This window comes from Streptomyces sp. NPDC098101, assembly GCF_044760185.1.
In the GTDB taxonomy this organism is placed as follows: Bacteria; Actinomycetota; Actinomycetes; order Streptomycetales; family Streptomycetaceae; genus Streptomyces.
On record NZ_JBIWAS010000005.1, the window covers coordinates 417768 to 432030 of the forward strand.

13 protein-coding genes are annotated in these 14263 nt (G+C 75.3%); 12 read left to right on the top strand and 1 reads right to left on the bottom strand.

Annotated elements, in window-relative coordinates; all coding sequences use genetic code 11:
• Window positions 1-358: 358 nt before the first annotated feature.
• The 7 genes from ssd (at window position 359) to ACIQVI_RS24850 (ending at window position 5635) form a co-directional block, all read left to right on the top strand.
• Window positions 359-1429: a septum site-determining protein Ssd gene (gene ssd / locus ACIQVI_RS24820; RefSeq protein ID WP_403599532.1), complete on the top strand. Its 1071-nt coding sequence runs from the start codon at window positions 359-361 to the stop codon at window positions 1427-1429.
• Window positions 1426-2601 carry a TadA family conjugal transfer-associated ATPase gene (locus ACIQVI_RS24825; RefSeq protein WP_403599535.1) on the top strand — a complete coding sequence of 392 codons (1176 nt, stop codon included), beginning with the start codon at window positions 1426-1428 and terminating at the stop codon, window positions 2599-2601. Before ssd ends, ACIQVI_RS24825 begins: the two co-directional genes overlap by 4 nt.
• Window positions 2595-3467: a type II secretion system F family protein gene (locus ACIQVI_RS24830; protein WP_403599537.1), complete on the top strand. Its 873-nt coding sequence runs from the start codon at window positions 2595-2597 to the stop codon at window positions 3465-3467. Before ACIQVI_RS24825 ends, ACIQVI_RS24830 begins: the two co-directional genes overlap by 7 nt.
• Complete coding sequence (locus tag ACIQVI_RS24835) at window positions 3467-4243, top strand: type II secretion system F family protein (RefSeq protein WP_403599817.1); 777 nt, start codon at window positions 3467-3469, stop codon at window positions 4241-4243. The genes ACIQVI_RS24830 and ACIQVI_RS24835 overlap by 1 nt, the downstream gene beginning before the upstream one ends.
• 78 nt (window positions 4244-4321) lie before the next feature.
• Window positions 4322-4534: a DUF4244 domain-containing protein gene (locus ACIQVI_RS24840; protein ID WP_121830235.1), complete on the top strand. Its 213-nt coding sequence runs from the start codon at window positions 4322-4324 to the stop codon at window positions 4532-4534.
• Complete coding sequence (locus tag ACIQVI_RS24845; RefSeq protein WP_403599540.1) at window positions 4521-5135, top strand: TadE family type IV pilus minor pilin; 615 nt, start codon at window positions 4521-4523, stop codon at window positions 5133-5135. Before ACIQVI_RS24840 ends, ACIQVI_RS24845 begins: the two co-directional genes overlap by 14 nt.
• Window positions 5136-5260: 125 nt before the next feature.
• Window positions 5261-5635, top strand: coding sequence for an Rv3654c family TadE-like protein (locus ACIQVI_RS24850; RefSeq protein WP_403599543.1), 375 nt, complete (start codon window positions 5261-5263; stop codon window positions 5633-5635).
• Here the strand turns inward: ACIQVI_RS24850 and ACIQVI_RS24855 are convergent.
• On the bottom strand, window positions 5535-8054 hold the full coding sequence (locus tag ACIQVI_RS24855) for a DEAD/DEAH box helicase (protein ID WP_403599546.1): 2520 nt from the start codon (window positions 8052-8054) through the stop codon (window positions 5535-5537). The genes ACIQVI_RS24850 and ACIQVI_RS24855 overlap by 101 nt on opposite strands.
• Before the next feature lie 80 nt (window positions 8055-8134).
• On the opposite strand from ACIQVI_RS24855, the gene ACIQVI_RS24860 reads away from it, so the two are divergent.
• The 5 genes from ACIQVI_RS24860 (at window position 8135) to ACIQVI_RS24880 (ending at window position 14195) form a co-directional block, all read left to right on the top strand.
• Complete coding sequence (locus ACIQVI_RS24860; protein WP_030205962.1) at window positions 8135-8488, top strand: STAS domain-containing protein; 354 nt, start codon at window positions 8135-8137, stop codon at window positions 8486-8488.
• Between the two features lie 15 nt (window positions 8489-8503).
• Window positions 8504-8962 carry an ATP-binding protein gene (locus tag ACIQVI_RS24865; protein WP_121830223.1) on the top strand — a complete coding sequence of 153 codons (459 nt, stop codon included), beginning with the start codon at window positions 8504-8506 and terminating at the stop codon, window positions 8960-8962.
• A 256-nt stretch (window positions 8963-9218) separates the two neighbouring features.
• On the top strand, window positions 9219-11576 hold the full coding sequence (locus tag ACIQVI_RS24870; protein WP_403599550.1) for a sodium-translocating pyrophosphatase: 2358 nt from the start codon (window positions 9219-9221) through the stop codon (window positions 11574-11576).
• Window positions 11577-11737: 161 nt separating this feature from the next.
• Window positions 11738-12418 carry a small secreted protein gene (locus ACIQVI_RS24875; protein WP_351972860.1) on the top strand — a complete coding sequence of 227 codons (681 nt, stop codon included), beginning with the start codon at window positions 11738-11740 and terminating at the stop codon, window positions 12416-12418.
• A 229-nt stretch (window positions 12419-12647) separates the two neighbouring features.
• A complete protein-coding gene (locus ACIQVI_RS24880; RefSeq protein ID WP_403599553.1) occupies window positions 12648-14195 on the top strand; it encodes a methyltransferase in 1548 nt (515 codons plus the stop codon).
• Window positions 14196-14263 lie beyond the last annotated feature (68 nt).

The following is a 14263-nucleotide window of genomic DNA, read 5'->3' on the forward strand; positions in this document are numbered from 1 at the left end:
TTATTCACAGGGCCTCCCTTATCCACAGTTTTTCGGTGAGATCCCCACGATTTCCCGGACGGCCCCACGGTGATTCCTGTCGCGAAGTTCGCGGACGGCGGGAATCACGAGAGGGGTGTGTGCCGTGGAGGCATCCAGGAGTTCCGGGAGCGGGACCGGGACCGGGAGCGGGACGGGGAGCACGGGCCGGGGCGTGGGGTCGGCCGGAGCCGGAGCGAGGCGGCCCGGGGCGTGGGGGTCGGAGGGGCTGGGTCCTGGGCAGCCGGGTCCGAGGGGATCCAGCCCGGGGGGATTCAGCCCGGGGGAGTCGGGCTCAAGGGGGTCGAGCCCGGGGGAGCCGGGTCCGGAGGATCGGGGCGTGGGGGAGGTGCGGCGGGCCGGACCGCTGATCGTCACCGAGGACCTCGGGCTGCTCGACGACCTCCTCCGGCTGTGCGCGGCGGCCGGGGTCGAGCCCGAGGTGCACCACCGGGTGCCCGAGCGGCGGTCGGGTTGGACGGACCCGCCGCTCGTCCTGGTCGGTGACGACGCCGCCGCCCGCTGCCGGGGAGCGGTGCGCCGGCCGGGGACCCTCCTGGTCGGGCGCGACCGGGACGATCCGGGGGTGTGGCGCCTCGCCGTGGAGATCGGCGCGGAGAGCGTGCTGCGGCTCCCGGACGCCGAGGGCCTGCTCGTGGACCGCATCGCCGACGCGGCCGAAGGGGTGGGCCGGCAGGCGCTGACCGTCGGTGTCGTCGGCGGCCGCGGGGGCGCGGGCGCCTCCACCCTGGCCTGCGGTCTCGCCCTCGCCGCCGCCGGAAGCGGGCGGCGCACCCTCCTCGTCGACGGGGACCCGCTGGGCGGCGGCCTCGACGTGCTGCTCGGCGGTGAGCGCGAGGAGGGCAGGAGGTGGCCCGACTTCGCCGCCTCCAAGGGCCGGCTCGCGAGTGGCGCCCTGGAGGAGTCCCTGCCGTCCGTGCGGGGGGTCCGGGTGCTCAGCTGGGGCAGGGAGCCCGCGCCGCCGGTGCCGCCCGAGGCCGTGCGGTCCGTGCTCGCCGCCGCGCGCCGCCGGGGCGGGGTTGTCGTGGTCGACCTGCCGCGCAGTGGAGACCTGCCGACCGCCGAGGCCCTGGCCCAGCTCGACCTCGGACTGCTTGTCGTGCCCGGCGAGCTGCGGGCCGTCGCGGCGGCCCACCGGGTGGCCGCGGCCCTCGGGACGGCCGTGCGCGACCTGCGGGCCGTGGTGCGCGGGCCGTACGCGACGGGGCTCGACGAGCGGTGGGTCGCCGACGCGCTGAGGCTGCCGCTCGTCGGCGAACTCCCCTACGACCCGGGGATCGTGGCCGACCAGGACGCGGGGCTTCCGCCGGGCGCCGAGCCCCGGGGGCCGCTCGGCCGGTTCTGCGCCGCCTTCTGGGAGCGCGTGTTCACGCCCGGCGGTGCGGCATGACCGGGGCCTGGGGCGAAGGCGGCGGCACGGGCCTGCTCGACGCCGTGCGACAGCGGCTCGCGGCGAGCGGGGCCGAGCCCACCCCGGCCCGGGTCGCGGCCGCGCTGCGGGCCCAGGGGCGGCTGCTCGGCGACGCGGAAGTGCTCGGAGCGGCCGAGGAGTTGCGGTGCGAACTCATCGGAACCGGCCCCCTCGAACCGCTGCTCGCCGATCCGGCGGTCACCGACGTCCTGGTCTCCGCCCCCGACCGGGTGTGGGTGGACCGGGGCACCGGGCTCGAACGGGTCCCGGTGGCCTTCCCCGACGTCGCCGCCGTCCGCAGGCTCGCGCAGCGGCTCGCGGCCGTCGCCGGGCGCAGGCTCGACGACGCCCGCCCCTGGGTGGACGCCCGGCTCCCCGACGGCACCCGGATGCACGCGGTGCTGCCGCCGGTGGCGGTCGGCTCGACCTGCCTCTCGCTGCGGGTGGTGCGCCCGCGGGCCTTCTCCCTGGAGGAGCTGGCCGCGGCGGGCACGGTGCCGCCCGGCGGCGCCCCCGTCCTGCGGGCCCTGATCGACGCCCGGGTCTCGTACCTGGTCAGCGGTGGCACGGGCACGGGGAAGACCACGCTCCTCGCCTCCCTGCTCGGCCTGGTGGGGGAGCGGGAGCGGATCGTGCTCGCCGAGGACTCGGCGGAGCTGCGGCCCGACCACCCGCACGTGGTGCGCTTGGAGGCGCGGCCCGCCAACCAGGAGGGCGCCGGGCTCGTCACCCTGCGGGACCTGGTCCGGCAGGCGCTGCGGATGCGGCCCGACCGGCTGGTGGTCGGGGAGGTGCGCGGAGGGGAGGCCGTGGATCTCCTCGCGGCCCTGAACACGGGCCACGAAGGGGGCTGCGGAACGGTCCATGCCAACACGGCGGCGGACGTGCCGGCGCGGCTCGAAGCCCTGGGGACGGCGGCCGGGCTCGACCGGGCCGCCCTGCACAGCCAGTTGGGCGCGGGGCTCTCGGCCGTGCTCCACGTGGTGCGGGACCGGGACGGGCGGCGGCGGATCGCCGAGATCCACGTCCTGGAGCGCGACCGGGAGGGGCTGGTCCGGACGGTTCCCGCGCTGCGGTGGGGCGCGTCCGGGTTCGTACGGGAGCGGGGCTGGGAGCGGTTGAGGACGCTGATCGGAGGGGGAGCGTGGTGACGGCGGAGGCGGTACAGGGCGCGGCGCAGGGTGCCGCGGTGCTCTGCGCGGGGCTCGCCCTGTGGTGGGCGGTCGAGCGGCGGCGCGGGACCGGCCGGGCGCGGGCGGTCCTCGTGGGCGGTGTGCCCGAAGGGCCCGGCGGGGCGCGGACGGTGGCGGTCGCGCGCTGGTGGGCCCTGCTGCGGGGGCGGCGCGCGTGGCTGTGCCTGCCGGTGGCGGGGGCGATCGCGCTGCTCGGGGAGTCGCCGCTGCCGCTGGTGGCGGGAGCGCTCGCGGTGCCGCTGGTCGGGCGGCGGCTGCGGGCCGCCGGACGGCGGAGGGAGCGGGAGGCGCGGGCCGAGCAGGTCGTGGCCCTGTGCGGGGCGGCCGTCGGGGAGTTGCGGTCCGGCCGGCAGCCCGCGCAGGCGCTGTCCTTCGCGGCCCGGGAGACCGGGGCCCTGGGCGACGAGGAGGCGCGGGTGCTCGCGGCGGCCCGGTTCGGCGGGGACGTGCCGGAGGCCCTGCGGAGGGCGTCCCGGCAGGACGGCGCCGACGGCCTCGCGGGCATGGCGGCCTGCTGGCAGGTGGCCGTCGACGGGGGCGCGGGCCTGGCCGCCGGGCTCGACCGGCTGGAGGCCTCCCTGCGGGGCCACCACGAGCAGCGGGAGCGGTTGCGGGCCGAACTGGCCGGTGCCTGGGCCACGGTGACCGTCCTCGCGCTGCTCCCGGCGGCGGGGCTCGCCCTCGGCGCGGCGCTCGGAGCCGACCCGCTGCGGGTGCTGCTCCATACCCCGGCCGGTCTGGGCTGCCTGGCCGTGGGCGGGGCCCTGGAGGCGGCCGGGCTGTGGTGGGCCGCGCGGATCGTACGGGGAGGTGAACGGGCGTGATGCCACTGGACGTCCTCCAGGCGGGGGCGCTCCTGACGGCGGCGGTGTGCCTGGCCGCGCAAGGCGTCCGCGAGGTGCTGCGCGAGTCGGCGGCGCGCCGGTCGCGGAGGCGGGCGCGGAACCTCCTCGGAACACCGGCCCCACCGCCCCGGAAGGTTCGGGCGGAGCTGCCGCCGTGGGTGGTGCTCTGGGCGGTGCCGGTCGTGGCGGCCGGCCTCGGCTGGGCGTTCTTCGGCGGGATCGCCGGCCTGGGTGCGGGCGTGCTCGCGGCCTGCGGGGTCCGAGGACGGATTCCCGGGCGCCGGAAGCCGCCCGGTCCGGACGGTGACGAGGAGGAGGCGGTACGGCATCTGCCGCTCGCGGCGGACCTGTTGGCGGCCTGCGTCGCCTCGGGGGCCTCACCGGGGGAGGCGGTGGAGGCGGTGGGCCGGTCGTTGGGCGGTCCGCTCGGGGAGCGCCTGGCCCGTACGGCGGCTGAACTGCGCCTCGGTGGCGAACCGGCCGAGGTGTGGCGGAGGTTCGGCGCGATACCGGGAGCCATGGGGCTCGCCCGCTGCCTGGAGCGGGCCGGTTCCTCGGGGGCGCCCTCGGCGGAGGCCGTGGCCCGGCACGCGACGGCCCTGAGAGCGGCCCGCGCCCGTACGGCGGCGGCCGGGGCGCGCCGGGCCCAGGTCCTGATCAGCGCGCCCGTGGGGCTCTGCTTCCTGCCGGCCTTCCTGGCGGTGGGGGTGGCCCCGGTGGTGATCGGCCTCGCGACGGGCCTGCTGAACGGGTGACGACGCCCGGAAGACACGACATGACGACACAGCACCGAAGATGACGAGGAGAACGACATGGCGGTTACGGCGGCAGGGATGGCGACGGCGGTCAGGGACCGGGTCGGCGGATGGTGGCGGGCACGACGGGAGGCCGCGCGCCGCGACGCGGGCATGAGCACGGCCGAGTACGCGGTGGGGACGATCGCGGCGGCGGCGTTCGCCGCGGTGCTCTACAAGGTCGTGACCAGCGGGACGGTCTCGGGAGCGCTGGAGTCGATGATCGGGAAGGCGCTCGATGCGTCGTTCTGACCGGGGCTTCGTGACCGTGGAGGCGGCGATGGTCCTTCCCGTCCTGGCGCTGTTCACGGTGACCCTGCTCTGGGCGCTGGCGGCGTCCGCCGCGCAGATCCGGTGCGTGGACGCGGCCCGGGCGGGGGCGCGGGCGGCCGCCCGTTCGGAGCCGGTGGCCGCCGCGGAGGCGGCCGCGCGGACCACGGCTCCCGAGGGCGCCCGGGTGTCGGTGACGCGCTCGGGCGAGCTGTGGCGGGTGACGGTGGAGGCGGCGGCCCCAGGCCCCCGGGGCCTGGGCCTCACCCTGCGGGCGGACGCGGCGGCCCTCGCGGAGGACACCGGATTCCTCACGGAGGGCGGCGCGGCGACCGGGGCCTTGGGCATCGGGGATGCCGGGGTCGGGGGTCTCGGGGGCGCGGGTTCCGGGCCTTCGGAACCCGGGGCCGGGGATCTCGGGCCTTCGGAACCTGGGGCCGGGGGTCTCGGGGGCGTGGATTCCGAACCTTCGGGACTCGGGGTCGCGGATTCCGGACCTTCAGGACTCGAGGTCGGGGATTCCGGATCCTCGGGATCCGGGGTCGGGGATTCCGGGCCCTCAGGCCTCGGGAGTCCGCCGTGAGGGCCGGTCGGCGGCGGTCCGGTCGGCGGTGGTCCGGGCAGTGGGGATTCGGGAAGTGGGGATCTGGGCGGTGGGGGTCCGTTCTTCGGTGGTCCGGGCGGTGGGGGGATCGGGGTGCGGCGACCGTGTGGACGGCGTTCGCGGCCTGTGCGCTGTGCGTGGTGTTCGGGGCGGTGCTCGCGCTGGGGCAGGCGGTGGCGGCCCGGCACCGGGCCGGCGGGGCCGCCGACCTGGCCGTCCTCGCCGCCGCCGACCGGGCCCTGTGGGGCGAGGCCGAGGCGTGCGCGGCGGCCTCCCGGGTGGCCGGCGCGCAGGGCGCCGAGCTGGTGCGGTGCGCGGTGCGGGGTGAGGTGGCCGAGGTGACCGCGCGGGTGGCGCGCGGCCCGTACCGGCCGGAGGTCAGGTCGCGCGCGGGGCCTCCGGGACCTCTGCCGGGCCCGCCGGGCCCGCCTGCGGGGCCGTCTCCCGGTCCTCCGGGGCCTCGCGGAGGAGTTCCGTGAGGAGGCGGACCGCGCCGCGCTTGTGGAGGGGGTCGTTGCCGTTGCCGCACTTCGGGGACTGGATGCAGGAGGGGCAGCCCGCCTCGCACTCGCAGGAGGCGATGGCCTCCCGGGTGGCCGTCAGCCAGGCGCGGGCCGTGTGGAAGGCCCGCTCGGCGAAGCCCGCGCCGCCCGGGTGCCCGTCGTACACGAAGACGGTGGGCAGCAGGGTGTCGGGGTGCAGCGGGACGGAGACGCCGCCGATGTCCCAGCGGTCGCAGGTGGCGAAGAGCGGCAGCATCCCGATGGAGGCGTGCTCGGCGGCGTGCAGGGCGCCGCCGAGGATCTCCGGGTTGACCCGGGCCGCGTCGAGCTGGTCCTCGGTGACCGTCCACCACACGGCGCGGGTGCGCAGGGTGCGGGGCGGCAGGTCGAGCTTGGTCTCGCCCAGGACCTCGCCCGTGATGAGGCGGCGGCGGAGGAAGGAGACGACCTGGTTGGTGACCTCGACGGAGCCGTAGCAGAGGCGGCCGGCTCCCCAGGGGATCTCGGTGTCGGTGTCGAGGACGGCGATGGAGGTGGTGTCGCGGGCGGTGGTGGAGTACGGCGGGACGGCCTCCTCCACGAGGGCCACGGAGTCCTTGAGGTCCAGCTCCCGCACCAGGTAGGTGCGACCCTGGTGGAGGTGGACGGCGCCCTCGTGGACGGAGGCGTGGGAGGCCGCCTCGTCGACCGTGCCGAGGAGGCGGCCGGTGCCGGCCTCCACGATCCGCACGGGGCTCCCGCCGCCGCCCCGGATGTCGGTGAGGTCGGCGGCCCGCTCGCGGCGGGTCCAGTACCAGCCGGTGGAACGGCGGCGCAGCAGGCCGGCCGTCTCCAGCTGGGGGAGCAGGTCGGGGACGGCCGGGCCGAAGAGGGCCAGGTCGGGTTCGGTCAGCGGCAGCTCCGCCGCCGCCGCGCACAGATGGGGGGCGAGGACGTAGGGGTTGTCGGGGTCCAGGACGGTCGACTCGACCGGCTGTTCGAAGATCGCCTCCGGGTGGTGGACCAGGAAGGTGTCCAGCGGGTCGTCCCGGGCGACCATGATCGCGAGGGCGCCCTCGCCCGAGCGGCCGGCGCGGCCCGCCTGCTGCCACAGGGAGGCCCTGGTCCCCGGGTAACCGGCGATCAGGACGGCGTCCAGGCCCGAGACGTCCACGCCCAGCTCCAGGGCGGTCGTGGCGGCCAGGCCCAGGAGCTCCCCGGAGTGCAGGGACCGCTCCAGGGCGCGGCGCTCCTCGGGCAGGTAGCCGCCCCGGTAGGCGGCGACGCGGCGGGCCAGCGCGCGGTCGGTCTCGGCGAGCCGCTCCTGGGCGATCACCGAGATCAGCTCGGCGCCGCGCCGGGACCGTACGAAGGCGACCGAGCGGGCGCCCTGCCGGGTCAGGTCGGTCAGCAGGTCGGCGGTCTCGGCGGTGGCCGTGCGGCGCACGGGCGCGCCGCGCTCGCCGCTCAGCTCGGTCAGCGGCGGCTCCCACAGGGCGAAGACCAGCTCGCCGCGCGGGGAGGCGTCGTCGGAGACCTCGGTGACCGGCAGGCCGGTGAGACGGCCAGCGGCCCGGGCGGGGTCGGCGGAGGTCGCCGAGGCGAGGAGGAAGACCGGCTCGGAGCCGTACCGGGCGCAGATCCTGCGCAGGCGCCGCAGCACCTGGGCGACGTGGGAGCCGAAGACGCCCCGGTAGGTGTGGCACTCGTCGATCACGACGTAGCGCAGGGCGCGCAGGAAGGAGGACCACCGGGGGTGGGAGGGGAGCAGGCCCCGGTGCAGCATGTCGGGGTTGGTGAGCACGTAGTTCGCGTACTGGCGGACCCACTCGCGCTCCTCGACCGGCGTGTCGCCGTCGTAGAGGGCGGGGCGGATCCGGTTGCCGAGCGGGGCGGCCAGTTCCCGCACGGCGCGCCGCTGGTCGGCGGCGAGGGCCTTGGTGGGGGAGAGGTAGAGGGCGGTGGCCCCGCGCCCGTTCGGGGCCTCGGAGCCGTCCAGGAGGGTGCTGAGGACCGGGGCGAGGTAGGCGAGCGACTTGCCCGAGGCGGTGCCGGTGGCGATCACCACGGACTCGCCGTCGAGGGCGTGCTCGGCGGCCTGTGCCTGATGGGCCCAGGGATGCTCGATCCCGGCCTCCCGGACCGCCGCGATCACCTCCGGACGGATGCGGTGCGGCCAGACCGCATGACGACCCGCCCGGGCGGGCATGTGCTCCGTATGAGTGATGCGCGCGGCTCGGCTCTCTCCCGAGGAGAGCCGGTCGAGGAGCATGTCGGGAGAGGGGCGGCTGCCCTTGTCCCCGGCGGGACGACTGGGGCGGTGATTCTTGGCCATCGGCATCGAGTGTGTCACTGCCATGACGGACAATGCTTCCAAGGCGTCGTGCATGGCTGTTGGTAAGTGATTGAATGCCATCGCGGCTGGCGATCCGTTCCTCGGCCCCGTCCGGGAGCCCCGAGAGAACGATCGCCCGATAGCAAGGTGCTGGAGGATCCGTGGACCTGTCCCTGTCGACTCGCAACGTGACCGGTGCTGGTGGTGACCGTACGGTCGTCGAGGTCGGTGGCGAGATTGATGTGTATACCGCGCCCAAGCTGCGCGAGCAGTTGGTCGAGTTGGTGAACGACGGCAGCTACCACCTGGTCGTCGATATGGAGAGCGTGGACTTCCTCGACTCCACCGGCCTCGGTGTGCTCGTCGGCGGCCTGAAGCGCGTCCGTGCCCACGAGGGCTCGCTGCGCCTCGTCTGCAACCAGGAGCGCATTCTCAAGATTTTCCGGATCACGGGTCTCACCAAGGTGTTCCCGATCCACACCTCGGTCGACGAGGCCGTCAACGCCGTCGACTGAGCCCGGGGGGTTCGCATGGCCACCGTTGAACTCCGCTTCAGTGCCCAGCCCGAGCACGTCCGGACGGCCCGCCTGGTGGCGGCCGCGGTGGCGCGCCGGGCGGGGGTGGACGAGGCGGTCCTCGACGAGGTGCGGCTCGCCGTCGGCGAGGCGTGTTCCCGTGCCGTCGGGCTGCACCGCAGCAACGACGTCACGACCCCCATCCGGGTCGTCCTGACCGAGGAGGAGAAGTCCTTCTCCATCGAGGTCGGCGACGAGGTGCCGGGTGCGGGGGTGGCGGCGGCCGATGCCGTCGGGGTGCCCGGCGCGCGCGCCGAGGCCCCGGCCGAGGACTTCGACGACGCCGACGGCGAGGACGAGATGGGTCTCGCGGTGATCCGCGGACTCGTCGACGACGTCGAGGTGAGCGCCGGCGCGGACGGCGGCACCCTCCGCATGACCTGGCCGGTGAGTTCGGCGGACGTCCTGTCCTGAGACGCCCCCGGACCCGCCCGGCACGAGAGCGGCGGTACGAGAAGAGGCCCTGCCCCGCAGGGCCTCTTCTCGCGTCCCGGGGCGTCCGGGACCGTACTCCGAGGCGTCTTGCCCCTCGTGTCCCGGGGCGCCGGGATCCGTGTCCAGGGCGTCCGGGGGCCGTACCCCAGGGCATCGAGGCCGTGGATTGATGCATCCGCGCGGGCGGCTTCCGGGTCCCCGTATGTGCCGGTTCGTCTCCCTATGATCCGTCCCCATGGACCGATCCGTCCCCACGGACCCCGCTTCTCTGCCCCTGGACCCTCCTCCCCTCGCCTCCCTCGCCGCGGCGGTGCTCACGAGCGGGAACCGGACGATCGTGGTCGTCGTCGCGGCCGTCGCCCTCGCCGCGCTGGTCGTCGCGTGGATCTTCGCCCGCCGGGTGCTCGCGGCCGGCGAGGGCACCGAGCGGATGCGGGAGATCGCCGCCGCCGTGCAGGAAGGGGCCAACGCCTATCTCGCGCGGCAGCTGCGGACCCTCGCCGTCTTCGCCGCCGCCGTGTTCCTCCTGCTCCTCGCGCTGCCCGCCGACACCTGGTCGCAGCGGGCCGGACGGTCCCTGTTCTTCCTGGTCGGGGCGTTGTTCTCGGCGACCACCGGCTACCTCGGCATGAGGCTCGCCGTACGGGCGAACGTCCGGGTCGCCGCCGCGGCCCGGGACGCCGCCCCGGCACCGGGCGAACCGGAGGAGGACCCGGCCGGGGCCACCCACCGGGCCATGCGGATCGCCTTCCGCACCGGCGGGGCCGTCGGCATGTGCACCGTAGGCCTCGGGCTGCTCGGCGTCGCCTGCGTCGTCCTCGTCTACGCCGCCGACGCGCCCAAGGTCCTGGAGGGGTTCGGGCTCGGCGCGGCGCTCATCGCCATGTTCATGCGCGTGGGCGGCGGCATCTTCACCAAGGCCGCCGACGTCGGCGCCGACCTGGTCGGCAAGGTCGAGCAGGGCATCCCGGAGGACGACCCGCGCAACGCCGCCACCATCGCCGACAACGTGGGGGACAACGTCGGCGACTGCGCCGGCATGGCGGCCGACCTCTTCGAGTCGTACGCCGTCACCCTGGTCGCCGCGCTCATCCTCGGCAAGGCCGCCTTCGGCGACCACGGCCTCGCCTTCCCCCTGATCGTGCCCGCGATCGGCGTGGTCACCGCCGTGATCGGCATCCTCGCCGTCTCGCCCCGGCGCACCGACCGCGGCGGGATGAGCGCGATCAACCGCGGCTTCCTCGTCTCGGCGGTGATCTCGCTCGGGCTCGTCGCCGTCGCCGCCTTCGCCTACCTGCCGTCCTCCTACGCCGAGCTGGAGGGCGTCACCGAGCCCGGCATCCCCGGCCACGGGGGCGACCCGCGCGTCCTCGCCCTGGTCGCCGTCGCCCTCGGCATCGTCCTCGCCGCGCTCATCCAGCAGCTCACCGGCTACTTCACCGAGACGAACCGGCGGCCCGTACGGGACATCGGGAAGTCCTCGCTCACCGGCCCCGCGACCGTCGTCCTCGCGGGCGTGGCCCTCGGCATGGAGTCCGCCGTCTACACGGCGCTCCTCATCGGACTCACCGTGTACGGGGCGTTCCTGCTCGGCGGGGCCTCGATCGTGCTGGCGCTCTTCGCGGTCGCGCTCGCCGGGACGGGCCTGCTCACCACCGTCGGCGTGATCGTCGCCATGGACACCTTCGGCCCGGTCGCGGACAACGCCCAGGGCATCGCGGAGATGTCCGGGGACGTCGAGGGCGCGGGCGCGCGGGTCCTGACCGAGCTGGACGCCGTCGGCAACACGACCAAGGCCATCACCAAGGGCATCGCCATCGCCACCGCCGTCCTGGCCGCCGCCGCGCTCTTCGGCTCGTACCGGGACGCCATCGCGACCGCGGTCGCCGACGTCGGCGCGGAGGTAGGCGCGCCGACGCTCTCGATGGACGTCTCGCAGCCCAACAACCTCTTCGGCCTGATCCTCGGCTCCGCGGTCGTCTTCCTCTTCTCGGGCCTCGCCATCAACGCCGTGTCCCGGTCGGCGGGATCGGTGGTGTACGAGGTGCGGCGGCAGTTCCGCGAGCACCCCGGGATCATGGACTTCACCGAGAAGCCGGAGTACGGGCGGGTCGTCGACATCTGCACCAAGGACGCGCTGCGCGAACTCGCCACGCCCGGGCTGCTCGCCGTGACGGCCCCGATCGCGGTGGGCTTCGCGCTCGGCGTCGGCCCGCTCGGCGCGTACCTCGCCGGGGCGATCGGCACGGGGGCGCTGATGGCGGTCTTCCTCGCCAACTCCGGTGGCGCCTGGGACAACGCGAAGAAGCTGGTCGAGGACGGGAACCACGGCGGCAAGGGCGGCGAGGCGCACGCGGCGACCGTCATCGGGGACACCGTCGGCGACCCGTTCAAGGACACGGCGGGACCGGCGATCAACCCCCTCCTGAAGGTGATGAACCTGGTCGCGCTCCTCATCGCCCCGGCGGTCGTGCGGTTCGGCCACGGGGACGACGCGAACGCCTGGGCTCGGGCGGCCGTCGCCGCGGTCGCGCTGCTCGTCGTCGCCACCGCCGTGCTGCTCTCCAAGCGGCGCTCCGTGGAGGTCTCCTGACGCCGCGTCCGTCTCGTCCAGGGAGACGCCGGGGAAACGTGAGCGGTCTCTCCCTTGGTTCAAAAGGCTTCAATCCGGGATGAATCAGTCGTACGAAAGGTGGAAGTAGCCCGTTCGGCGTGTATGTTCCGGGGCCGAGAGCCTTGGAAGGGACCGATCCGGTGAACAAGAAGCTTGCGGCCGCACTGTCCGGCGGCGCGGTACTGGTGCTCGCGCTGTCGGGTTGCAGCGACGACGAGGGCAACAAGGTGGACGACTGGGCGAAGACGTTCTGCGACCAGGCCAAGCCCCAGATCCAGAAGCGGGCCGACGCCCACCAGATCATCATCTCGACGGCGGCCGACAGCAAGCCCGCCGAGATCCAGGCCGCGGACTCGAAGGCGTTCCAGGACATCGCCAACGCCGACCGCGCCCTCGCCAAGGCCGTCGAGAGCGCCGGCGCTCCGCCCGTGGAGAACGGCGAGAAGGTCAAGCAGGACGCGATCAAGGAGCTCAACGAGACCGCGGTGGCCTACGAGGGGCTCAAGAAGCAGGTCGACGCGCTGGACCCGTCGAACCAGCAGAAGTTCGCGGACGGCCTCCAGAACGTCGCCAACGGGCTGACCCGGATCGAGAAGATGGACCAGCAGGCCCTCGCCAAGCTGGAGGAGGGCGAGCTCGGCCAGGCGATGGCCAAGCAGCCCGGCTGCCAGAAGCCCACCGCGTCGACCCCGCCGAAGCCCTCGGGCTCCGCTTCCCCGGGCGCCGGCTCCACCGCGGACGCGGGCGGCGCCGTCGAGCCCTCCGAGGGCGCGTCCGCGAAGCCGAGCGGGAAGGCTACGGCGACCAAGAGCGAGGAGTAGGCCGGTACCTGGGCCCGGGTGGGCTGTCGGCGGGTTGCTGGTGGGCTGCCGACGGGCTCCCGGCGGGTTCCCGGTGGGCTGTCGGTGAGCATCGGCGAGCTGCCGGTGAGCCTCGGCGGGCTGTCGGCGAGTTCCGGCGGCTCCCCCGGTCCGGAAGGCGACCGGGCCGTCACCGGGCGGCCCGATGTCGGTGGCGGGCGTTGTCGGTGGCGGCCGTCACAATGGGGTGGTGAGTACGACCAGCCTGACTTCCCGCCTCCCGGCGCCCGCGCACGCCGCCCGTCTGCGCGAGGCGCTGCTCGCCGCCGCCTTCACCGCCGACGGACTGCTCGACCTGCTCGGCGCCCCCGCCTACGCGGCGCTCGCCCGCAGCGAGACCGTGCCCGCCCTGCGCGCCACCGGCGGCGACGGCCCGCTGGAGACCCTCGTCCGGCTCTTCCTGCTCCAGGAGCCCGTCGAGCACGCCCGCGCCGCCGCCGCGCTCCCGCTGGACGAGGCCGTCGCCGACGGCTGGGTGCTCCGCGAGGACGACACCGTGCGCGCCACCGTCGACGTCCGGCCCTACGGCGGGCCCGACGGCGAGGACTGGTTCATCGTCTCCGACCTGGGCTGTGCCGTCGGTGGCGCGGGCGGCATCGGGAAGAAGGACGAAGGGGTCGTCCTCGGCGTCGGCGGCGCCTCCACCACCCTCGCCGGCATCACCGTCCGTACGCCGGTCCCCGCCGCGCTCGACCTCGGCACCGGCTCCGGCATCCAGGCGCTGCACGCCGCCCTGCACGCCACCCGGGTCACCGCCACCGACCTCAACCCGCGCGCCCTGGACTTCACCCGGCTCACCCTCGCCCTCTCCGGAGCCCCGGAGGCCGAGCTGGTCACGGGCTCGCTCTTCGAGCCGGTCGGGGACGACACGTACGACCTGATCGTCTCCAACCCGCCGTTCGTGATCTCCCCCGGCACCGGACTCACCTACCGGGACGGCGGGATGGGCGGCGACGACCTGTGCCGGACGCTCGTGCGGCAGGCGGGCGAGCGGCTCAACGACGGCGGGTACGCCCAGTTCCTCGCCAACTGGCAGCACGTGGACGGCGAGGAGTGGCAGGAGCGGCTGCGGTCCTGGGTGCCGCGCGGCTGCGACGCCTGGATCGTGCAGCGGGAGGTCCAGGACGTCACCCAGTACACCGAGCTGTGGCTGCGGGACAGCGGCGACCACCGGGGCGACCCGGCCGCCTACCGGGCCGCGTACGCCCGCTGGCTCGACGAGTTCGAGGCCCGCAAGACGCGCGCGGTCGGCTTCGGCTGGATCACGATCCGGCGGAACGCGGCGGTGGCCTCCGGCGCGGTCGAGCCCTCGATCGTGATCGAGGAGTGGCCGCACCCGGTCGAGCAGCCCCTCGGCCCCACCGTCCTCGCCCACTTCGAGCGCCAGGACTACCTGCGGACCCACGACGACGCGGCCCTCCTCGCCGACCGGTTCACGCTCGCGCCCGAGGTGGTCCAGGAGCAGGTCGGCCTGCCCGGCGCCGAGGACCCGGAGCACGTGGTCCTCCGGCAGAACCGGGGGATGCGCCGGGCGACCCGGGTGGACCACGTCGGCGCCGGGTTCGCCGGAGTCTGCGACGGCACCCTCAGCGCGGGCCGCATCCTCGACGCCATCGGCCAGTTGATGGGCGAGGACCCGGTCCTGCTGCGCGACCGCACCCCGCAGGCGATCCGGCTCCTCGTCGAGGAGGGCTTCCTGCTGCCCGTCGACGAAGGGGCCGAGGGGGAGGGCATCTGATACGGGCCGGGGGCGGGTGATACGGACCGAGCTGGACGAGGTCTCGTTCGGGGCGATCGGGATCGCGA

Excerpts from the sequence above, each read along its gene's own strand:
- ACIQVI_RS24825 (WP_403599535.1), top strand. The coding sequence starts at position 1,426 with ATGACCGGGGCCTGGGGCGAAGGCGGCGGCACGGGCCTGCTCGACGCC.
- ACIQVI_RS24835 (WP_403599817.1), top strand. The coding sequence starts at position 3,467 with ATGCCACTGGACGTCCTCCAGGCGGGGGCGCTCCTGACGGCGGCGGTG.
- ACIQVI_RS24840 (WP_121830235.1), top strand. The coding sequence starts at position 4,322 with ATGGCGACGGCGGTCAGGGACCGGGTCGGCGGATGGTGGCGGGCACGA.
- ACIQVI_RS24845 (WP_403599540.1), top strand. The coding sequence starts at position 4,521 with ATGCGTCGTTCTGACCGGGGCTTCGTGACCGTGGAGGCGGCGATGGTC.
- ACIQVI_RS24855 (WP_403599546.1), bottom strand. The coding sequence starts at position 8,054 with ATGGCATTCAATCACTTACCAACAGCCATGCACGACGCCTTGGAAGCA.
- ACIQVI_RS24865 (WP_121830223.1), top strand. The coding sequence starts at position 8,504 with ATGGCCACCGTTGAACTCCGCTTCAGTGCCCAGCCCGAGCACGTCCGG.
- ACIQVI_RS24870 (WP_403599550.1), top strand. The coding sequence starts at position 9,219 with ATGGACCGATCCGTCCCCACGGACCCCGCTTCTCTGCCCCTGGACCCT.